Origin of the sequence: Arthrobacter sp. FW306-04-A, from assembly GCF_044358315.1 — a bacterium.
In the GTDB taxonomy this organism is placed as follows: Bacteria; Actinomycetota; Actinomycetes; order Actinomycetales; family Micrococcaceae; genus Arthrobacter.
In genome coordinates this window covers 3,134,304-3,153,465 of sequence record NZ_CP084559.1, presented here as the reverse complement: position 1 = coordinate 3,153,465, position 19,162 = coordinate 3,134,304, and the positions used below count along the sequence as shown (strand labels likewise).

General features: G+C 63.4%; 24 protein-coding genes and 2 pseudogenes. 13 read left to right on the top strand and 13 right to left on the bottom strand.

Annotated elements, in window-relative coordinates; all coding sequences use genetic code 11:
- Window positions 1–117: 117 nt before the first annotated feature.
- A complete protein-coding gene (locus tag LFT43_RS14515; protein WP_139359719.1) occupies window positions 118–387 on the top strand; it encodes a hypothetical protein in 270 nt (89 codons plus the stop codon).
- A 1-nt stretch (window position 388) separates the two neighbouring features.
- On the opposite strand, the gene LFT43_RS14510 is transcribed toward LFT43_RS14515, so the two are convergent.
- On the bottom strand, window positions 389–1,123 hold the full coding sequence (locus tag LFT43_RS14510; protein ID WP_395797892.1) for an SOS response-associated peptidase: 735 nt from the start codon (window positions 1,121–1,123) through the stop codon (window positions 389–391).
- 106 nt (window positions 1,124–1,229) lie between these two features.
- On the opposite strand from LFT43_RS14510, the gene LFT43_RS14505 reads away from it, so the two are divergent.
- From LFT43_RS14505 to crcB, 3 genes are read left to right on the top strand one after another with little or no spacing between them, the layout of a single operon-like run.
- Window positions 1,230–1,766 carry a universal stress protein gene (locus tag LFT43_RS14505; protein ID WP_395797890.1) on the top strand — a complete coding sequence of 179 codons (537 nt, stop codon included), beginning with the start codon at window positions 1,230–1,232 and terminating at the stop codon, window positions 1,764–1,766.
- Window positions 1,763–2,266 carry a fluoride efflux transporter FluC gene (locus tag LFT43_RS14500; RefSeq protein WP_395797888.1) on the top strand — a complete coding sequence of 168 codons (504 nt, stop codon included), beginning with the start codon at window positions 1,763–1,765 and terminating at the stop codon, window positions 2,264–2,266. The genes LFT43_RS14505 and LFT43_RS14500 overlap by 4 nt, the downstream gene beginning before the upstream one ends.
- The gene (gene crcB / locus LFT43_RS14495; protein WP_395797886.1) at window positions 2,263–2,631 is read left to right on the top strand and encodes a fluoride efflux transporter CrcB; all 369 of its coding nucleotides are present in this window, start codon (window positions 2,263–2,265) and stop codon (window positions 2,629–2,631) included. Before LFT43_RS14500 ends, crcB begins: the two co-directional genes overlap by 4 nt.
- Window positions 2,632–2,640: 9 nt before the next feature.
- Here the strand turns inward: crcB and LFT43_RS14490 are convergent, their stop codons facing one another.
- The gene (locus LFT43_RS14490) at window positions 2,641–3,492 is read right to left on the bottom strand and encodes a LysR family transcriptional regulator (protein WP_395797884.1); all 852 of its coding nucleotides are present in this window, start codon (window positions 3,490–3,492) and stop codon (window positions 2,641–2,643) included.
- A gap of 85 nt (window positions 3,493–3,577) precedes the next feature.
- Here LFT43_RS14490 and LFT43_RS14485 point away from each other — a divergent pair, with 85 nt between their 5' ends.
- On the top strand, window positions 3,578–4,456 hold the full coding sequence (locus LFT43_RS14485; protein ID WP_395797882.1) for an EamA family transporter: 879 nt from the start codon (window positions 3,578–3,580) through the stop codon (window positions 4,454–4,456).
- 7 nt (window positions 4,457–4,463) lie between these two features.
- On the opposite strand, the gene LFT43_RS14480 is transcribed toward LFT43_RS14485, so the two are convergent.
- On the bottom strand, window positions 4,464–5,696 hold the full coding sequence (locus tag LFT43_RS14480) for a low temperature requirement protein A (RefSeq protein ID WP_395797880.1): 1,233 nt from the start codon (window positions 5,694–5,696) through the stop codon (window positions 4,464–4,466).
- Between the two features lie 30 nt (window positions 5,697–5,726).
- Between LFT43_RS14480 and LFT43_RS14475 the strand changes: the two are divergent.
- A pseudogene (locus LFT43_RS14475) lies at window positions 5,727–5,942 on the top strand (ferritin); the annotation flags it as partial.
- A 97-nt stretch (window positions 5,943–6,039) separates the two neighbouring features.
- Here LFT43_RS14475 and LFT43_RS14470 read toward each other — a convergent pair.
- The gene (locus LFT43_RS14470; protein WP_395797878.1) at window positions 6,040–6,318 is read right to left on the bottom strand and encodes a YciI family protein; all 279 of its coding nucleotides are present in this window, start codon (window positions 6,316–6,318) and stop codon (window positions 6,040–6,042) included.
- A 299-nt stretch (window positions 6,319–6,617) separates the two neighbouring features.
- Between LFT43_RS14470 and LFT43_RS14465 the strand changes: the two are divergent.
- Window positions 6,618–6,803, top strand: a pseudogene (locus LFT43_RS14465) (recombinase family protein); the annotation flags it as partial.
- A 98-nt stretch (window positions 6,804–6,901) separates the two neighbouring features.
- On the opposite strand, the gene LFT43_RS14460 reads toward LFT43_RS14465, so the two are convergent.
- The 3 genes from LFT43_RS14460 to LFT43_RS14450 all read right to left on the bottom strand — a co-directional run bounded on the left by LFT43_RS14460 (window position 6,902) and on the right by LFT43_RS14450 (window position 9,081).
- Complete coding sequence (locus LFT43_RS14460) at window positions 6,902–8,131, bottom strand: nucleotide disphospho-sugar-binding domain-containing protein (RefSeq protein ID WP_395797876.1); 1,230 nt, start codon at window positions 8,129–8,131, stop codon at window positions 6,902–6,904.
- Complete coding sequence (locus LFT43_RS14455; protein WP_395797874.1) at window positions 8,131–8,700, bottom strand: TetR/AcrR family transcriptional regulator; 570 nt, start codon at window positions 8,698–8,700, stop codon at window positions 8,131–8,133. Before LFT43_RS14455 ends, LFT43_RS14460 begins: the two co-directional genes overlap by 1 nt.
- Before the next feature lie 201 nt (window positions 8,701–8,901).
- Window positions 8,902–9,081, bottom strand: coding sequence for an HAD family hydrolase (locus LFT43_RS14450; RefSeq protein WP_395797872.1), 180 nt, complete (start codon window positions 9,079–9,081; stop codon window positions 8,902–8,904).
- 561 nt (window positions 9,082–9,642) lie between these two features.
- Here LFT43_RS14450 and LFT43_RS14445 point away from each other — a divergent pair.
- Window positions 9,643–10,413, top strand: a complete 771-nt coding sequence (locus tag LFT43_RS14445) for an aminoglycoside phosphotransferase family protein (RefSeq protein ID WP_395797870.1) — start codon at window positions 9,643–9,645, stop codon at window positions 10,411–10,413.
- Window positions 10,414–10,797: 384 nt separating this feature from the next.
- On the opposite strand, the gene LFT43_RS14440 is transcribed toward LFT43_RS14445, so the two are convergent.
- The gene (locus LFT43_RS14440) at window positions 10,798–11,514 is read right to left on the bottom strand and encodes a TetR/AcrR family transcriptional regulator C-terminal domain-containing protein (protein ID WP_395803104.1); all 717 of its coding nucleotides are present in this window, start codon (window positions 11,512–11,514) and stop codon (window positions 10,798–10,800) included.
- Window positions 11,515–11,849: 335 nt separating this feature from the next.
- Here LFT43_RS14440 and LFT43_RS14435 point away from each other — a divergent pair, with 335 nt between their 5' ends.
- From LFT43_RS14435 to LFT43_RS14425, 3 genes are all read left to right on the top strand, one after another.
- Window positions 11,850–12,119 (top strand): hypothetical protein, encoded by a 270-nt coding sequence (locus tag LFT43_RS14435; RefSeq protein ID WP_395797868.1) that lies wholly within the window; start codon window positions 11,850–11,852, stop codon window positions 12,117–12,119.
- A gap of 4 nt (window positions 12,120–12,123) precedes the next feature.
- Window positions 12,124–12,549 carry a hypothetical protein gene (locus LFT43_RS14430; RefSeq protein WP_395797866.1) on the top strand — a complete coding sequence of 142 codons (426 nt, stop codon included), beginning with the start codon at window positions 12,124–12,126 and terminating at the stop codon, window positions 12,547–12,549.
- A gap of 89 nt (window positions 12,550–12,638) precedes the next feature.
- Window positions 12,639–12,785 carry a lmo0937 family membrane protein gene (locus LFT43_RS14425; RefSeq protein WP_395797864.1) on the top strand — a complete coding sequence of 49 codons (147 nt, stop codon included), beginning with the start codon at window positions 12,639–12,641 and terminating at the stop codon, window positions 12,783–12,785.
- 84 nt (window positions 12,786–12,869) lie between these two features.
- Here LFT43_RS14425 and zapE read toward each other — a convergent pair whose 3' ends face one another.
- From zapE to LFT43_RS14405, 4 genes are all read right to left on the bottom strand, one after another.
- Window positions 12,870–13,736: a cell division protein ZapE gene (gene zapE / locus LFT43_RS14420; RefSeq protein ID WP_395797861.1), complete on the bottom strand. Its 867-nt coding sequence runs from the start codon at window positions 13,734–13,736 to the stop codon at window positions 12,870–12,872.
- A gap of 147 nt (window positions 13,737–13,883) precedes the next feature.
- Window positions 13,884–14,879: a magnesium/cobalt transporter CorA gene (gene corA, locus LFT43_RS14415; protein WP_395797859.1), complete on the bottom strand. Its 996-nt coding sequence runs from the start codon at window positions 14,877–14,879 to the stop codon at window positions 13,884–13,886.
- 18 nt (window positions 14,880–14,897) lie between these two features.
- Window positions 14,898–15,323 (bottom strand): DUF1761 domain-containing protein, encoded by a 426-nt coding sequence (locus tag LFT43_RS14410; protein WP_395797857.1) that lies wholly within the window; start codon window positions 15,321–15,323, stop codon window positions 14,898–14,900.
- A 9-nt stretch (window positions 15,324–15,332) separates the two neighbouring features.
- A complete protein-coding gene (locus LFT43_RS14405; RefSeq protein ID WP_395797855.1) occupies window positions 15,333–15,908 on the bottom strand; it encodes an Lrp/AsnC family transcriptional regulator in 576 nt (191 codons plus the stop codon).
- A 168-nt stretch (window positions 15,909–16,076) separates the two neighbouring features.
- On the opposite strand from LFT43_RS14405, the gene LFT43_RS14400 reads away from it, so the two are divergent.
- On the top strand, window positions 16,077–17,315 hold the full coding sequence (locus tag LFT43_RS14400) for an MFS transporter (protein ID WP_395797853.1): 1,239 nt from the start codon (window positions 16,077–16,079) through the stop codon (window positions 17,313–17,315).
- A 43-nt stretch (window positions 17,316–17,358) separates the two neighbouring features.
- Here the strand turns inward: LFT43_RS14400 and LFT43_RS14395 are convergent, their stop codons facing one another.
- A complete protein-coding gene (locus LFT43_RS14395) occupies window positions 17,359–17,862 on the bottom strand; it encodes an Lrp/AsnC family transcriptional regulator (RefSeq protein ID WP_395797851.1) in 504 nt (167 codons plus the stop codon).
- 131 nt (window positions 17,863–17,993) lie between these two features.
- Here LFT43_RS14395 and LFT43_RS14390 point away from each other — a divergent pair, with 131 nt between their 5' ends.
- Complete coding sequence (locus LFT43_RS14390; protein WP_395797849.1) at window positions 17,994–19,157, top strand: trans-sulfuration enzyme family protein; 1,164 nt, start codon at window positions 17,994–17,996, stop codon at window positions 19,155–19,157.
- Window positions 19,158–19,162: the final 5 nt, after the last annotated feature.

Here is a 19,162-nt window from a genome sequence, read left to right as displayed (position 1 = left end):
GACGGCCACTCCCCAGCAGCATCGGGGGGGGGTGGCCGTCCCACGCCGGGCACCCCGGAATAGTTAGGAAGCTCCTGAGCTCCACACATTGTCGATGCCTCGCAGTAGTATTCGGGCATGCCTGACCAGCCCGAATATCCCGCGCCGTTGAACTCAGTTGGTGCCCCGCCTCCCCGTCAGACGGAGCCGCTGTCCACCGTTTCAAGGGTGCCCGTCATCGCCAAGCTCGTATGGCCGAAATACCTTCAATATGTTCCGGCCATGGTCACCCGGACCTCGGAGGGCAAGGTCCTGGTGCAATGGTGGCCGAATCCCTTCGGATCGGCCACCAGATTGACGTGGCTAAAGGATACGGACGTGAGGGCCGAGCTGCGCTACGAACGTTGAGTCAGGCGGCTGGGTTCGCGACGTCCACCAACTTGGTGTTGTCCTCCACGAGTTCCACGGGCCTCATTGTCCATGACGACGCCAAGCCATACGCGTCGCCCAGCACGGCGTCCAACAAGGCCTGGCCCCTGGTTTCCTTGGGATCGATCCAATCGTCGATCATGTCCGGAGAGATCGGAACCGGTATCCGGTCATGCAAATTGTGCAGTCTCTCGTGAACGCCTTCCGGAGGGGAATCCATGGTCAGGATTGAGCAGGACAGACGCCACGCGCCGGGCGCGGACTTGTCCGCGATGCTCTCGTCTCGCCATGGCGCAAACAATCCGGCGAAGGTAATCAGCCCATCCTGCGGTTCGACGATGTAGCGCTGCTTGGGATCCTTGCGGCCAGGCCCCGATTTCTTCCACTCGTAGTAGGCCGAGGCCGGAACGACTGCCCGCCATTTGGGTAGCGAAGCCCTGAACACCGGGATTGCCCCGGCGGTTTCCGAGCGCGCATTCCAGGTGGGGACCTTCGAATCGAAGGACTTGGAGAAGGTTGGAACCAGGCCCCATCGCCCGGCCGCGAGCTCGCGTCCAACTGAACCGTCCCCAGACCGTCCCCGCAGAAAGACCACGGGGTCAGTCGGGTTGATCTGGAGCGTTGGGGAGGGGTAGTCGGTATCGCCGCGCAGCACGGCACCGAGCTTCCTCGAGAGATAGTCTGCTTCGAAACCGACACTGAACCGACCGCACATATCGACATTCTCGCTTAGCGCTTGGGACAACGCCAGCCGTAGAAGCCCATACTGGAGCAAGATCGAAGAACCCATATGCTGACAACCCGGACATTTGGAGGGCCCCATGAGCAACCCCCGTGGCGACGACACGCCGCTGGCCCAGCGTCGACCGGCCCGATTGGCCGGACCGGTACTGGCGGGGGTGCTCCCGAAGCAGCCTGCCACAGTGATTGAGAAAGCCGCGGAAGTGGCGCTCAGCGCCGGTTTGGAACTGGTACTGGCCTTCGCTGATGTCACGAGTTTTCCGGCGGCAGGGGACCGGGACGGGCATCTGGCGGCCCAGCCGATCGATCCCGACGGAATCGACGACGACGCCGCGGCCATTTCGGAGTCGCTGCAGTCGCGCATCGCGGATCAACTCAACGGATCGGGTTTGCAGTGGTCATTTGTCACACTCGCCGGCGAGCCTGCCAGGTCATTGGGCCGCTATGCCGCGAGTATCAACGCCTCCATGATCGTCGTGGGAACCAAGGAACATGGCCTAGGCCCGAAGTTTGAAGGACTGGTCACCGGATCGGTAGCCTTGCATCTGGCACATCGCCAAAACTGCCCCGTGCTCATGGTTCCCCTGGGCCGTCACGACCCAAGCAGGGATCAATGAAGGAAAGCAGCACCGCCCCGCCGGGAGCCAAATCTCAGGCGACGCGGCCCGCGGATCACCGCCCCCACCGCCCGCTCCATCTGCACGGGCGGTTCGTTCTGCTTGTGGCGGCCGGAGGAATCCTCGGCGCACTGAGCCGTTACTGGTTTGGCATGGCCGTTCCGGCGCCGGACGCGTGGCCGCTGCCCACTTTGCTTATCAATCTGTCCGGCGCTCTCGCGCTGGGCTGGCTCCTCGAAGCGCTCGCCCGGAACGGGCCCGACGCCGGACTCCGCCGGGTTGCCCGGCTCGGCATCGGGAGTGGTTTCCTCGGGGCCTACACCACCTACAGCACCCTGGCACTGGACTCGTTGCATCTCTTCGGTGCCGGACGGGGAATGGACGCTCTGTGGTACCTCGCTGCCAGCCTGTTCGGCGGTGCCGCGGCCACAACGCTGGGTATCTGGCTTGGAGCGATCCGGCACAAGTCCGCCCAACAAAGGCGGGAGGCTCAGCCATGACAGTCCTCCTGATTGCGCTCGCGGGCGGCGCAGGTGCGGCTGCCCGCTTCGTGGTGGATGGGCTGGTCCGCTCCCGGGCCAGGACCGCCCTGCCGCTGGGGACCATCTTCATCAACATCTCCGGCTCACTGCTCATCGGGATCTTGGCGGGTCTGGTCATGGCTCATCAGGCTCCTGAATCCCTTCAGTTGATTCTCGGCACCGGATTCCTGGGCGGATACACGACCTTCAGTACGGCAAGCCTGGAGACGGTCAGGCTTGTCCAAAGCGGCCGGACTGGCCTGGCCCTCCTCAATGGAGTGGGCACTATGGCGGCATGTGTCGGTGCCGCAGCAGCCGGCGTCGGGCTTGTTCTGTTGCTCTGAAGCGGCGTGTCAGCCATATAGCCCCGCCAGCAACTCCACAATGCGTTCACGCTCCCGCGGCGGGTCTTTCTTCGACCAGGCAGCATAGACGGGGACGGGCGGGGCATCGCGCACCGGACGGTAGACGAGGCCCCGCCGTCGATACTGGTGCATCGTCGACTCGGCCGTGATGCCGCGCGCTGCGCCGCTGCCGATCAGCGTCAGCCAGTCGTCGACGTCGTGAATGGCGATCACCTCCTGCGGGCGGCCGCGCTCGGGCCAGAGTTCAAGGGTGGTGCTGCCCGTACGGAGATCCATCGCCACCGGCCGCTGGGCAATCTGCGCGAGCGTCACCGATCGCCTGGGCGCCAGAGGATCGGCCGAGGACATGACACAGTAGCGCTTCTCCGCACCAATGCGGATGTGCTCGACGGCGGCAACTTCCGGCAGACGCCGAAGGATGGCGAAGTCGGTGGTCCCGTCGGCGAGTCCCGCCGTCGGGCTGTTGGAGTGGATGAGCTGAAGTTCCGTGTCGACGAAGGTCGCGGCCCACCGTCGCTGGAACTCGGTGGTGCGCTCTCCCAAGGCGGACCACGCGTACCCGATCCGTATTTTCCCCGTTCCTGCCCGTGCCTCCTGTTCCAGTTCCCCAAGAAGCAAGAGCAGGCGCCGCGCCTTGGCCAGCACCCGTTCCCCGCTCAGGGTCAGCGCAACGCTCCGAGTGGTGCGTTCAACGAGCCTCACGCCGAGCGTGTGTTCCAAGGCGGCGATGTTTCGGGACACTGCCGCCTGGGACATCCGGAGCTCTATGGCAGCGTCGGTGAAGCTGCCCTCCTCGACTACTGCTGCCAGGCAGCGCAACTGCCTCAACTCCACACCCATGGGCCCATCATATTCATGCATTCACCGTATAAATAGGGTGGTCCATGCATTTTTGGGGATACGGGCTGGGGCGCAGAATTCCCTCATGAACGAAAGAAGCGCAGTCATCGCGTCCGGAGGGTCGCCGTCGCAAAAGGCGGGCGGCGTGGCAACGCTTGTGGCCAGTTCGCTGTCCAACCAGCTAGGTGCCGCGAGTGGCTCCCTCGCATTCCCCGTCATTGGACCCCTGGGGGTTGTTGCGGTCCGCCAACTCGTGGCCGCCGCAGTTCTCTTGCCTATCGTTCGTCCGCGGTTGCGCGAATTCAGTTGGCGGCAGTGGTGGCCTGTGCTCCTCCTGGCCGTGGTGTTCGGGACCATGAACCTCTGCCTGTACGCATCCATCCAACGGATCGGGCTGGGTTTAGCCGTGACACTGGAATTCCTGGGACCCTTGGCTGTCGCCCTGCTCAGTTCGCGCCGGAAGAGCAACGCCGTGTGTGCTGTGGCCGCGGGTGCCGGCGTAGTGGCGATTACCCAGCCGGACGCGTCAATGGACTACGCCGGCATCGGTCTCGGACTCGTGGCCGCGTGCAGCTGGGCTTTCTACATCCTGCTGAACCGAACCGTCGGACAACGCATCCAGGGTATCCAAGGGACAGCAGCCGCAACTGGGGTGTCGGCAACGCTGTACCTACCGGTCGCCGTCGTGATCTTTCTGAGCCAGCCGCTGGACGGCTTTGCCATCACCTGTGCTGTCAGCGCCGGCATCCTGGCCTCCGTGCTGCCCTACGTGGCAGATCTGATCGCGCTGCGCCGGGTCCCGGCCCAGCTGTTTGGTGTGCTCATGAGCGTCAATCCGGTGTTCGCAGCGATCATTGGGGCGCTTGCCCTAAACCAGGAACTCAATGTTGGGCAGTGGGCCGGGATTGCGCTGATCGTCGCGGCCAACGCCGGTGCGCTGCTGTTGCGGGGTGGGAAGCAGTAGCGCAGCGTCAGGCCTCAGCCTCCTTAAGAGCCTGCTCCTCGCGTCGGTAGCCGACCGTCTCGTAAGCGACGACGATGAGCACGGGGGAGGCAGCGACGAGGAGCAGCGCCGCGCCCACGCTCGCACCAAGGCCCACCGCGACCACCGCGGATACAAGGGCGAGCGCGGCCGCGCTGAATATCCAAATGTGGTAGCGGTCGGCAGTGCGCAGCAGGAGCGAGTAGATGGTCACGAGGGTCAGTTCGAAGACAAACACTGGAAGGGCGACTGTGAGCACTGTGGCGGTAGCGTCGATGTGGCTCCCACCGGAGATGAAGATCGCCGCGGCATGGAGGCCGGCGCCCGTGCCGACGACCGCGGCGAACACGACGATGTGCAGGTAGCTCCATCCGAACGCGCGACGGCGATGATGTCCCAGCACCCGCCCGGATGGGACGGTGAAGTACAGCCACCACATCGCGAAGGCAAGGGCGGTGCCGCCGGAGGCGACGAGCACGACCTCGACCGACCAACCCGACCGGTCGACGACGGCCGAGATCGCGAGCACAGCGCCGAGGATCACCTCTCCGAGTGTGATGATCACGAGCAGCGAGTACCGTTCAGCGATGTGGTGCGGATGCCACGGGGTGCCACCGTCCTTGCGCTCGGCGAGGAGCGGGCCCACCAACTCGACACCGACGAGAGCCGCGATGATCCACGACGTCGCCCCGATCGGGAGCGAGGCGAAGATGAGTACCACCCATCCGACTTGCGCCGCCGAGACGGCAGCCGCGTAGGTCAGGCAGGCCCGCCGATGCTCAAGATCATGCCGCGCGGCGCGCAGCCAGAGCGCGACCGCCGCGACACGCATGATCACGTACCCGCTCACCATGATCGCGTTGTCGACGTGGCGGCCTTCGTCGATCGACCGGAAGAAAGGTGGCATGCCGAGGGCGATCACGAGCACCCCGATCATCTCGATCAACGTCGCGATGCGGAAGAACACGTCGTCGTTGTCGTATGCGGAGGCCAGCCACGAGTAGTTCACCCAGGCCCAGCTGATCGCGAAGACCCCAAGGACGAACCCGGTGACCGCCGCCGACCAGTGCCCTTTCTCGAGGAGCAGCGCCGTCTGCGTCGAGACCGCACTGAAGGCCACGACAAAGACGAGATCGAAGAGCAGCTCGAGCGGGGTCGAGGTCCGGTGTTGCTCGGCTGGATCGCGCCCCGACATACGTCCGAGCCGATGGGTAAGGCTCATACATGAAAGTTACTCCGATGAGGCGCTGCCGGGGAGGACTATCCTCAGTTGGCGGCACACTTCTACGGCCAGTCACTTGAAGAGCGCAACCACGCCATGATGATGGTCCAGTACATGTTGGACCGCAACCAGCCGGTCGACATTCCGGGGGTTCCAGCCGTCCGCAACGAGTTTGCCAATGTGCGCGAGCCGGTTGCTTTGGCGTTGGCCCAAGAAAAGGAAGTTACCCGCAATATTGAGGAACTCTCCGTGCCGCGATACCGGCTCGCCGCCCACCGTCGGCGGGGCGATTTAGTGTGTCCGGTCCCGACGCAGTTTGTCCATATGTCCCTCAGGCTGGTTCTTACTCGAAATGCACGGCGTTCCACTCGAGGATTCGAGGGTCGGCGAGCCCTTCGGTGGTGAAAGGATCACCGGTGATGAAGCGCTCGGCATCCTCGCGCGAGGTGAAGATCCCCATCGACCCGGCGGTCGGATCCGGGGTCTGGAATGGGCCGAGAGCGACGAGGCCGCCGCCAGCGGCACGGAACGCCTCGTAATATTCTTTGTGGCGCGGGTACGTCCGGAGAACGCGCGAGCGGTCAACGCCGTCGCGCAGGCTGTACATCACGACGAATTTCATATGTCCGATCCTACCGACCACCATTGGAAGAGTTCACCAATGAGCGCATCCGAGACCCCTGCGAGAATCGCCCGCTGAGAGATCCTCAACCGTTCGGTGGTGAGAAGTTGAGCGAATGACGAATGATTCTGGAGCACGCGATCCTTCCCGTCCGTCCCGGCAGCGAGTCCGATTTTGAAGAGGCGTTGCGGACGGCGCGACCTCTGATCAGCAGTCCGGGGTTCTGCAGTCTTTCGATTTCTCGCTCGATCGAGTCTCCAAACCTCGCGATAAGCGGTCACAAGGGTGCAACACCGACCTCGGACGGAATCGACCCGGGGACTTCGACCGAACGGATGATGCTGAACATACTTGCCACTTTGGCCGAGTATGAGCGTGAGTTGATGGTGGAACGCGTTAACGCCGGGATCGCCGTGGCCCGGGATTCCTGCACCCGCTTCGGCCGTCCTCCAGTCAACCTGGAGATCATCGCGGAAAAGCTCGCCCGGAGACCATGCCAGATAGCGCTGCAATTTCAACGCCAATTATCGCGGTCCACAAATCTTTTGCACGCGCCTGCTGGTTTGTAGCAGAAACGGTCGATTTAGGTGCAGTTGAGTAATCGGGTTTCGATGGCTTCGGCGGCTGTGGTTGAGCCACCGGTCGCTGCGTAGCCTTGTGCGACCAGGGCGGCTCCGGCGGACATGGTCATCGCCGTCTGTACTGCTTCGCGGAGGCGTTGGGGTGAGAGTTTCTTTTTCGGCAGCAGGGTCCCGGATCTGCTGGTCTGGACCCGGCGGGCGACCTCGAGTTGGTCGCGTCCGAACGGTACCACGCAGACCGGGATGCCTCGGGCGAGGGCTTTCTGTGTGGCTCCCATTCCGCCGTGGGTGACCGCAACTTCGGCTCTGTCCAGGAGAGGTTGGTGTGGGAGGAACTGTGCGACAGTCGCGTTGGCTGGGATCTCGAGCCCGGCGGGGACGCCCGCCGGCATTGTCGCTATGACGTGGACCGGTTCGTTCCGGAATGCCTCCAGTGCGGTGCGCACCAGGACGTCGTCGTCCTGAAACTCGGAGGAGGTGGTGACCAGGATGATCGGTTTGTCGATGGCGTCGAGCCACGCAGGCCTGTCTTGGCTCGGTTCCCAGGCCGAGGCTCCCATCATGATGACGTCCGGTCCCCAGTCGGTGGTGTCGTACTCGAATGGTTTGGCGGTGGCCACCAGCATTAGGGGAGCCTTGCGGAGGAACTCGTCGGCCGATGCCACCGGGGTCAGTCCGAGGTCTTTGCGCAAGGCGTTCAGCCGCGGCAGCATCGCCTTCTCGACTGCCCCAAGGACTAGCATGCGTAGCAGTGCGTCGCGGGCCGAGCCCAGAATTCCGGTCATCGGGGCGATGCCTGGACCGAAGGGCGGGGTTCCGCGCGATTCGAGCGCCGGGGTGTAGGGCGAAAACGTCACCCATGGGCCGCCCCATGCTTCGGCCGCGAAGGCTGCTCCCCAGCTGTTGATGTCGATGATGGCAACATCAGGGTTCACCTCGTCAATTGCCGTTCTCAGGGCGGGAGCGTCGTACACGCCGCGGGCGGCGAAAACTTCCGCCGCTTTCGCCAGTGCGTTTTTGGGACCGCGGGCCTCGGAGTCCTTCATCGGTATAGCCTCGATGCGGGGATCGATAGGCTCGGCATCGAATCCGAGGGTCCGCATTAACCCGACTTGGCTCTCGTGGGTGCGCAAGTTCACGTGGTGGCCGCGGCGTTGGAGTTCCAGCAGCAGCGGCGTCAAAGGAAACAGGTGCCCGATGGCTGGCGAGGTGTAGGCGAGGACGGTTGACATCAGTGTGTGTCCTTCGTGAAGGGGGCCAGCATCTCGGCGATGGCCTTTTGGGTTTGTCGACGGCTGAGCCTGCTCTCACGACGGAGCAATTTCCACGTGTAGATGTCACAGATCGTGACCAGTTGGGCTCTCCGCCGGTTACGGGCGGAACCGTGATGCTCCGGCAGGAACGGGCCAAAAGCATGCTCGCACCACTCCCGGTGGATACGTCGTCCCTCGGTGGCCAAAACTTTGAGTGCCGGAATGTGTTCCTCTTCGGCGAGCATCCGCAGCACGCGGTCGCCCATGAGTTCGTAATGTTCGACCAGGTTGGCCACGGCACTGGGAACGTCACCGGGAGTGACCCGTGCCCTGGCCGCGCGTACCTGCTCCGATTGGCGCTCCACCGCCGCGGCGAAGAGTTTCTCCTTGCTGCCAAAACGGCGGAGGACGGTCTGCACCGTCACCCGGGCCCGTGCGGCTACCTGGTCCAGCCGGATCTGGTCCGAGGGCTGTTCCCAGAACAGTTCGGTCATGGCATCCAGAATGCCTTCGGCCGTAGCCGCGGCCGCCTCGGAACGGGCCACCATGCGATACGGTCTTCGGGCTCCTCCGGCGGCTTTCACGTTAACTACGTTAACCCTAAATTGTTTAAGGTCAACCCCGGTCTGACCAGTCGATTGGGCAAGACGACGCATCCCCACGTCCGGCGACGAAAATTCCATGGGATACCACCACTCGAATTGTCATTTTGACTGCCCGTAAGCCGATCCCTCATCGGGATGCTGGAGTCACAATGCCTTCGCCATCGGGAGAAGTTCGTGCAGGGTTCGAATCATAAGGTCCGGGACGGCGTTCGGTGTCGCGGCGCCTTCCCTGTTGAGCCAGACACCGGTCCAACCCGCAGCCTGGGCTCCGGCGACGTCGTTGGCCAGCGAGTCGCCAACCATGATCCGCGGTTCCCCGGGCAACAGATCTGAGGCGATGTCTCTGCCTGAAGGCCTCGAACCGCACCTGCTCAAGGCTAGTCACGTGGCCCCGCAACCGTTCCGCGACGGCTTCCCGGTCGGCGACGAACGCCTGGACGCTCATGTCTCCTCCGGTCCCGGGCCGAAGCCCGCGGAGCTCGTCGATCGTGGCCGCCAGGGCACGCCTCATCATCGCCTGGAAATCCCACAGCGTCTGGTCACCGTCAAAGAAGAAGACTGCCATACGGCCATCAAAACAGGCCCGAGCCTCCGGCAGGAACTATGTCGCAGGAGGTCCCGGTGAAAGCTTGTCCTTTGGGACACAGCTCCCGACGGCCAGGTCTCACGCCTGCGCAGTCAGCCGGCCTATTTATTCTTCCGTCGCCCGAAGCCCCATCCAGGCGCCAATGGCCCGCCGTCTGCAAACAAGTTCCCCAGCGCCTGCTGGATCCGCCGCCACAAACTGCCTTCTGAGTTCACCTTGGCCATGGGGATAGCGTACACATCGGGATCCTTTGCGGAGCTCAGGCCGCGACTGGGGCTGCCGGAAACTAAGGTTGCTGCATGGAGGAAGTGCTTTCCGGCGGAAACATGAACGAAGTGGTCCGCGTCGGAGATACGGTGCGACGTCCCGGTGGTCCTTGGACGAGCACTGTCCATGAGGTGCTCCGTCGTCTTCACCTCAAGGGAATCGAATGGGTGCCGGAGGCTCACGGGATCGATGAATCGGGGCGGGAGATCCTGGACTATGTGCCGGGCCTGGTGCCCTCGTACCCTATGCCCGCGTGGGTGTGGGAGGACTCTTTCCTGGTGACAGCAGGCGGCCGGCTCCGCGAGTTCCACGACGCCGCGGCAGGGCTAAGCGTCGTTGATGCGGTCTGGCGGGCGCCGGTTCACGAACCGGCCGAGGTGATCTGCCACAATGACTTTGCCCCGTACAACTTCATCTGCCGGGACGGCCAGTTCGCCGGGGTGATCGACTGGGACACGATGTCGCCTGGGCCGCGTATCTGGGATGTGGCCTATCTCGCTTACCGCCTCTGTCCCCTCGTCGCGCCGACGAACCCGGACGGCCGCCCCGGGGACAGCTCCGAGGATCAGGGCCGCCGACTTGGGCTCCTGCTCGGCTCGTACCGCGCCGACTTCACCGCCTCAAACGCGCTCAGGGTGGTGGTGGAACGCCTTGAAGACCTGGCACGGTTCACCGCGGATCAGGCCGAACGCCAGAGCAGATCCGACCTTGCCGGTCACGCGAACCTCTATATGAACGACATCGCTTATTTGCAAACTGCAAGTTCGAGCATCCTGGGTGCCGCAGAAACGGGCATCCTCTAGTTCTCGATCGAGGAAGCGACGCCCCAAGTTTCGCGTCCGGTGAGGATCCTTTACCGGGCTCTTCCACAGGGGGCCGGTGACTAACAATCCCACTATCCTGCTGCCTTGAGCGTCCCTCACCAATAGATCGGGGCGATTGTCCACATGTACGTGAGCATCATGAGGCCGTAGGTTGCCTGGTTCGACTTCAGCCTCACTGGACTGGATGCTGCCAAACAGTGGATTCAGAACGCAGCTGTCGAATTGGCACCGAACGCAGAGCAATTGCGGCGTGCTGATCCACTCCGCACAGGACGGGGGTTGGTCCCAATGCCCGCCCAGTTACCGCGGTGATCCGCCGGACCTCGTATTTGTCGAGTTGGTAGCAGGATCATTTCCGAACCCTCAGCGGACGGCTGTGCTTGGAGGTGGTTTTTCGTGGACGAGGGGTGCTGCGAGTCCGGCGAGCAGGATGCTGATGCCCTGGTCGAGTTCGGCCGCGCCGTCGTAGTCCGCGAGCACCGGGCCGAGGGCGCGGAGGCGGGGAAATTCCTTCGCGGGCAGGCGGTGCAGGCCAAGGCGGAGCAGCGCTTCGTTTTCGTCCGGATCCACGATGAATTCCTGCAGTTCATTGAGGATGTGGCCGTACAGGAACCCGTAGTAAGCCCGGTAGACGTGGAGCGCGTCGGCCGGGGCGAACCCGGCGTCGATCAGCAACGACAGAATCTGCTCAAGGGGGCGCAGCGTGCCCAGCGGGCGCAGGCCCAGGGGCGTGGACAGCGGGCGGGTCACGAGCAATGGCACGACGTTCGGGTGCCGCAGCGCCAGCAGGCGCAGATCATGGGCTATCTGCCGGAGCTGCGCCTGCCAATCCGGGCGGTCCGGGAAGATGGAAAGCTCCTTCAGGACCAGCTCCGTCACTCCGTCCAGGAGCGCAGCCCGGTTGGCAGCGTACCGGTAGAGACTCATCGGATCCCGGCCCAGTTCCTGCCCCAGGCGGCGCATGGTGAGCGCGTCGAGGCCTTCCATATCCACCAAAGCGAGGGCGGTGGACAGTACGAGTTCGCGGCTGAGCCTGGGTTTCTCCCCGGCGGCGTTCTCGCCGGCAGGTGAAGAATTGATCGGAGTCTTGGGGGGCGGCACGGGTTTCCATCCTGATCTGATCGCGTCGTCGCTGGTTTCTGCGGGGAAAGAAGCTTGCTTACTTTGTAGTCTACGCGTAAAGTCTACATCGTAGACAAGTTTCTACACAGGTTTGATGAGGCGGACTTCACCGCACGGCCACTGGCCATGCGCTCCGCTTCAGAAGCCCGTGACTGCGCACAACGCACGGACCGCCCGAACCGCAGAGTTCCACAGAACCGGGTGACCGCTTCAGTGCCGCGTGCACGCATTGGGGCTCAGCTGCTATAGCCACATGGCAGCGCATGCAACGCACCCGCGAAAAAGGGCCCACCATGGCTAATACGGCTAATATCCACTTCGACCAATTCCTTGAAGAAGCCACCATCAACACCTACGACCGGTCCGACTCGGCTCTCGGACGGGACTGCTTTTACGGCCTGTACACGAGCTGGTGTTTGCTAAACCGGTCCGTGCCGCGGCCCGAGAGCGCCTTTTGGACGGCGATGAAGACCAAAGGCATCCACCCCGGGGGCAGCGGGCTGGCCATGACGGGCCCGGCCGCCGCCGACTACATTCTGGCAAGCTGCCCGGGACTGGTCTGATCCGTTGAGCACCATCTCGAGCACTTACCTCCCCCTGGACGCCCACCAGCCCCGGGGCAAGCAGCCCTGGTGCGCGACGTGCGACACCGACGTGCACCTCGTCGTGGACTCCATCGCCATCATGGACCGCCGACGAGAAACCCTCGCCGCGGCCGTCAACTGCTCCAAATGCGGCGGCGCCCGTGTCCTGTCCACCACCTCGGGCTTTGTCTCTGCAGTCCAGGCCAGGTCGACCGCCAGCGATGACGTCCCCCATCCGGGTGCCGAATACATCCACTGCGGGGAACCCATGTCCCCTACCGATCCGGACCTGAGAAGTTCACACGCACCGCTCTCAACCCAGCCGGGGCCGACTGACTTCCTCGGCGAATACCTCCGCACCCGGGTACTACGGTGCCGGTGCGGCTTCCAAATAGAAAAACCGCATTGACCCACCCGCTTACCTTCATTAGTAAGTATACTTACTAATGAATGCCCGAGGCCGCCGGCCAGGGCACCTAACAAACAAGGGAGACTCACATGTTGCTTTGGATAGCCATTATTATCGCCGTTCTCTGGCTTCTCGGCTTTATCGGCAACATCGGCGGCGGGCTCATTCACCTGCTGCTGGTTATTGCCGTGGTCGTTTTGATTTTCCACTTCATCCGCGGCAGGTCACGCGTGTAGGAGTCTATGCCGGCTTCGATGATGGCGCCGTCGGCCGGCGGAGGACTGGCTAACGGGCGAGGCTGGCGCCGGAGGAACCGGCCTTCAGCTGCCGCCGGCCTCTGCTTCTTCAACGAGGGCGGAGGATTCCACCCGGCCCAGGAGCGACAGCCGATTTGCGATTCTGGCCAAGTCAACGGGCTGGGCGCTTGTTCGGTGGGCCGGGTCCTGGGCGAGATCCCAGTCCAGGGGGCCCTGGCCTACCAGGAACAGTGTGATGTCCTGGTCGTACAGGACGTCCACCACGTTGCTGAACCGTTGCCAGGCCGGGGCGGATCCGGCGGCCGACTCCACAGTTGGCGAGGGTACGCCGTCGATCACCCAGGTCTTGTAGTCCACCGCCAAAGCCAAGTAGTCGGCCGTCGACGTCAGGCCGCCGCATAACTCGGAGAAACTCATCCAGAGCATATCGTCGGCCGCTTTGGCCGTGAGGCGATGCGTTGTAAGGGTGAGGACCCGCTCCTGTGACTTCGACGGCGGGAACAAACCGAAGGCGCCCAGCTGCGCCGCCGTTCCGGGTGTGATCATCCTGCCCCGGCTGAAGGCTTCCAGGCCGGGAGAGTCGCTGCTCCGTGGCGCAGAGGAACCAGAAACCCGCGAACGCCGGAAATCCGTGTCTCCGTTGATCTCCACGATGTCCATCATCTCCTTGATCACCCCGATGGTCGGCACGAAGTGATCGTGCCACAGAGGGTTTGGCAACAACTTATCCGGTGGATAGTTCGATGTGACCACGAGCGGAACCCGGCGTTGGGCCGCCGTCCGGAGCAGCTTGGCGATGAACATTCCGTCGCCCACATCGTGCACGTGGAATTCGTCGAAACACAGGATGTCTACGTCGGACAGCAAGGCATCCACCGAACGCTGGATCGCCGCACCATCTGCCTCGGGCCTCCCAGCCGAAGCGTGCACGCCCCGATGCAGTTGACGGAAGAAATCGTGGAAATGGATGCGCCTTTTGCGCCCCGGCGTTGGCGTCGGCGACGATTTCCGCCATCAATGTAGCGGCGTCGGGACGTCGCTGTCGGTTTAGGGGCTGCCCGGCGGAGGCTGGAATCACTAGAGCCAGTTTTTCCGCTTGAAGATGACGTACATGAGCAAGCCCGCGGCAATCATGAGTCCGATCGCCATGGGGTAGCCGAACGGCCAATGGAGTTCAGGCATGACGTCGAAGTTCATGCCGTAGAGCCCGGTAACGAAGGCCGGTGCAAAGAAGATCGCTGCCCACGAGGAGATCTTCTTGGTTTGTTCGTTTTGTGCCGCGCTCGCCTCGTTTTGCCGGTTCGCGGTCAGCGTGCCATCGAGGGTCAGGGCGTTCTGCAGCAGATCGCGGAATCCATTGGCGCGGGAAATCACTTGTTCGACGTGGTCCTCCACATCGCGGAGTTTGCGTTGCAGTTCAATGTCCACACCGTATTTCTCGAACCCGCGCTTCAGGGACGCCATCATGGCCGGGAGCGGGTTGATTGCGCGCTGGAACTGGATGACCTCGCTGGCAAGTTCATAGATGCGCCGGGAAACGGAGGGATCGCCACCGAAGAGCTGGTCCTCGATCTCGTCGATGTCGTTTTCCAGCCCGGAAATCACCGGGCCATAATCGTCCACTACTTGGTCCAGCAAGGCGTACAGAATGGCTTCGGGACCGTGACGCAGCAGCTCCGGTTGCTGTTCCAGATTGCGCCGGACCTGGGCCACCCCGGGCGTCTCCGCGTGACGCACCGTGACCACGAAGTTCTTTCCGGTGAAGATATGAAGCTCACCGAACTCCACGGTCTCCGTTTCGTCCAAGTACCGCGCGGGCCGCAGGACCGTGAAGAGGTTGTTGTCGTAGCGTTCCAGCTTGGGCCGCTGGTGGGCGTTGACGGCGTCTTCGACTGCGAGCAGGTGGAGTCCGAACTCGGCAGCCACTGCCGCCATTTCCGTCTCGTCCGGCCGGTACAGTCCAATCCACACCATTCCGCCGTGGGCGGCCAGCGTTTCGACACTCTGCTCGAGGCTTCCCGGAGTCGCGGTCCGGATGCCGTTGACGTAGACGGCGTTGTCAATGATGGTCACGAGGCTATTCTCCTCCCGTTACTGCCATGCCCCGATGATTGATCCGGCCACAGTCATGGCCACGATGTCATGGCCGGAATCGATGAGCGTCAGGGCGGACGGCCTGCCCGCGAAACCGTTATGGATGACGTGGCCTCCGGCGCGGAAAACCATGGCGACTACCAACGCGAAGAAACCGCCGGACACGCTTCCGTGCACCCCCAACTTGCCGATGAGAACTGCCAGCAAGATGCTCGTCAGAGCTGCGGCAATCATCATGGGGATCCAGATCCGGGCGCCGCCGTCGATCTTCTTGAGGTCTTCCGCGGTCTTCCCGATGGCCTGCATCCATCGCCGGCCGAGGACTGCCGGCATGTACCAGACAAATCCAATGACCATGCTGGAAACGAAGGCCACCAGTATGGCCAGCCAGTTGAGCTGCGCAAGAGAAGAGAGCCAATTCATTCTGGAATCCTAGTCGGCTTCGCTGAGGGGGGATTCGGCCGCAAACTGCCCTTTTCCCCGTTTAGCGGTGCTGGCCTTTGCGGTGCTGGCCGTCTCAGCGGCGTCCACGAGCCTGCCGATGAGGGGTTCTGTCCGGTAGGGGATGTGGGTGTGCAGGGCGAGGACTGTTTCCGTACGGATGACGCCCTTGATTCTGAGGATGGAGCGAAGCGCGGTTTGCAGGTTGTGCGTGTCGGTGGCCACCACCCGGCACAAGAGATCGCCCCTCCCGGAGATTTCATGCACCTCGAGTACCTGGGGGATGCGGCGCAGGGCTCCGATCACGCCGTCGAGTTCCCGGTGTGTCACCTCCAGGGTGACGAAGCCGACGACGTCGTAGCCCACCTTTTCGAGGTCGACTTCGCGGCCGCCGTCGTTCAGTACGCCCGAGCGAACCAGGCGGCGCATCCTCGATTGGGCGGTGTTGCGCGCAATCCCCAGTGACTCGCCGAGTTCGCCGATCTGAACTCTGGGATCGCGGATCAACTCCAGGAGGATCTTCAGGTCCGTCGGGTCGAGGGTGCTCACGTCATCGCTCCAGATCATTCGTGGTCATCAGTGGAGATCACTTTTGACTGTTTTGATCAATTGTTCCATGCCTAGCTGCCCTATGTAGCAGGTCTGCGGAATCCTATTGCCATCAATGTTTGGGCCATGACCGTCCCGGCCCACAAGGCCAGGTTTCGGGATGGCCGCTGAGGCGAAGGCACGGAAATGACTGTCTTTAGCGAACTGCGCATGCGCCCGGCCACCGCCGAGCGCTGGGGCTGGGATGCTTCCACTACGGCACGGCTGGTCTTGGCCGGCGTCGTCATGTTCACATTGCTGGTCGGCGCCAACCTGGCGAGTCCGCTGTATTCGCTGCTTCAAGCGGAACTGGGGATAACCTCGCTGGGTGTGACCATTGCCTTTGCGAGCTACGTCCTGGCGCTCGTGGCTGTGCTGATGCTCGCTGGCCACTGGTCGGACCATATCGGCCGGCGCGCGGCCCTGGTGCTGGCTGTTCTCGTCGGCCTGGTGGGCGGACTGGTCTTCGCCAACGCGGACAACCTCTTGATGCTCTCAGCCGGCCGCATGCTCCAGGGCGTCGCCGTCGGTCTTGCCACCGGGGCGAGCTCGGCAGCGCTGCGGGAATTGCTCCCGTATCGGCCGGAATGGGCCTCGCGCTTCACGTTGCTTTCCTCGTCCGGTGGGGTGGCCGCCGGTCCTGCCATTGGCGGACTGCTTTCGCTGCTCCCGGGTGCAACCTCTACGCCATTCATCATCCACGCGGCCGTGCTTCTCCTTTTGCTGGTGCCGCTGTGGCTTCTCAAAGCGCGGCCTGCGATTCGGCCTGCCGAGGGTCCGCGGCCCTACACGGTCCTCGCTCCTCGCCGGCCCTCGGTGTCGAGGGAGGCAAGGGGAGCGTTTTGGCTCGCCTCGAGCGTGGGATTCCTGAGCTTTGCCGTGTTCGGATTCTGCCTTTCGCTCGCGCCCGGGTACTTCGCCGTGGTCGTGCACGCAGATTCGCGCCCTATGACCGGGCTGCTCGCCGGGCTGACGCTCGGTGCGTCCGCGCTAAGCCAATTGCTGACCGCCCGCGGCCGGTTTGCCGTGCCCACAGGACTGGCTGTCTTGGGGGTTTCCATCGTGCTTGTGGGTGCCGCGGCGTCTATGTCCAGCCCGGTGCTGCTGGTGGCGGCGAGCTTGTCTGCCGGTGTTGGGCAGGGCATCGCGTTCCGGCTGGTGTTCAATGACGTTGCAGGAAAAGTGGAGGCATCGCGGCATGCCCAGATCATCAGCACGGTTTACGTCATCACCTACCTCGGCAGCGCTGTTCCCGTCATCGGCCTGGGCCTGGCGGCTTCGGTACTTGGACTGGGTGTCGCGGCCAACTATTTCACCGTGGTGTGCGGATTGGCAGCCATGGCGCTCGCGGCCGTGTCCTTCCGCAGGGTGCTCCGGAAGGGCTGACGAAAGGCTCATCGGGCAAGGACGGCGGCGAAGCCGGAAACCGCTATTCCGGCAACGGTCCGTGGTTGCCCTGGATGTGCGCGAAGACCAAGGTGGTCTCGGTGTGGCCCACTACGGGGTCCGTGGCGAGGTTGTCCAGGACCCAGTCACGCAAGTCGTCGGTGTTGGCTACTGCGATGTGCAGCAGGTAATCCACGGAACCCGAAGTGTGGAACGTAGAGATCACTGCGGGGAGCGCCGGCACGCGGGCCGTGAAGCGGTCAATCTGGTCGCGGTCGTGGGCGCGCAGGCGCACGGCGATCAGGGCCTGGACCGAACGCCCGATTGCAGGCAGGCTGAGAACCGCTTCGAAGCCCTCGATAATCCCGCGCTCTGAGAGTGACCGCGTGCGCATGAGAGCGGTGGACGGGGCAATTCCAACCAGCTCGGCCAACTGCTTGTTGGAGATCCGGGCATCGTCAACCAAGGCCGCGAGGATGCGTTCGTCGATTGCGTCCAAGGGCTCGCTCATGCCGACGGGCCGAACGTTCTTCGGGGTGGTGCTCACGGATCCTCCTGAAAGTGCTGTCCGTTCATCATAGGTGCCAGTTTCCGAGCAATCCATTCATTTGCACTGTCAATGTCCGAATTATTGCCAGATACTTACCGAATTCAACGGTGAATAATTCAAGGAGAGCAGTGACAGCCATCGATACACTTGCAGTCCACGCAGGCCGGGCCGGACTTACGGAACAGGGCGTACACGCCGTTCCGATCGACCTCTCAACTACTGCGCCCCTGCCATCTGTTCATGACGGCGGACTGGCCTACGAGCAGATGGCCACAGGAGGCGTCCACCTCGAAGGTCAAAGCACTGTGTACCAGCGTCTCTGGAATCCTACGGTAGCCAGGTTCGAAGACGGGGTAGCGGCGCTCGAGGGTGCCGACCAAGCCGTCGGATTTGCCTCAGGCATGGCCGCCTTCAGTGCCGTGCTGCTGGCAGCACAATCGGAAGGCAAGACGCACGTAGTCGCGGTTCGGCCCCTGTACGGCGGCACGGACCACGTCCTGGCCAGCGGCCTCCTTGGCAACCAAGTCACCTTCGTCAAGGCTCACGGCGTGCGGGACGCCCTTCGCCCGGACACCGGGCTGGTGGTGGTGGAGACGCCAGCGAACCCGAGCCTGGACCTCGTGGACCTGGTCCGCTTGGTGGCCGCCGCCGCGGACGTTCCAGTGCTCGTGGACAACACCTTCGCCACTCCGATTCTCCAGCAGCCGCTCAAGCAGGGCGTCGCGATGGTCCTCCACAGTGCCACAAAGTTCATGGGCGGCCATGGCGATGCCATGGGCGGTGTGGTGGCAACGAGTGCGGAATGGGCCACCCGGCTGCGCCGGGTCCGTGCGGTGACCGGAGGCATCCTGACTCCGTGGCCTGCCTACATGCTGCACCGGGGCCTCGCGACCCTTCCCATCCGGGTCCGTGCCCAGCAGGACCATGCCCACAAGGTCGCGGCGGCGCTCGCCAGCCACGAACTCGTGGCCAAGGTGTACTACCCCGGGCTTCCCGAATGCGATCCCCTGCATTTGGTGGGCACGCAGATGAGCGGTCCGGGATCGTTAATATCCTTCGACCTTGAATCTGCCGAGCACGCGGAGCGTATTCCAGGCGCGGTCCGGCTCATCACACACGCGGTGTCGCTGGGTGGAATCGACACGCTCATCCAGCACCCCGCCGGACTGACCCACCGCCCGGTGGCCCCGGAGGCCAAGCCCCAAGGGCGCATGCTCAGGCTTTCGATCGGCTTGGAAGACCCCTCCGATATCGTCGATGACCTGGTCCAGGCGATCGAGTCCACCCGGTAGGGTCC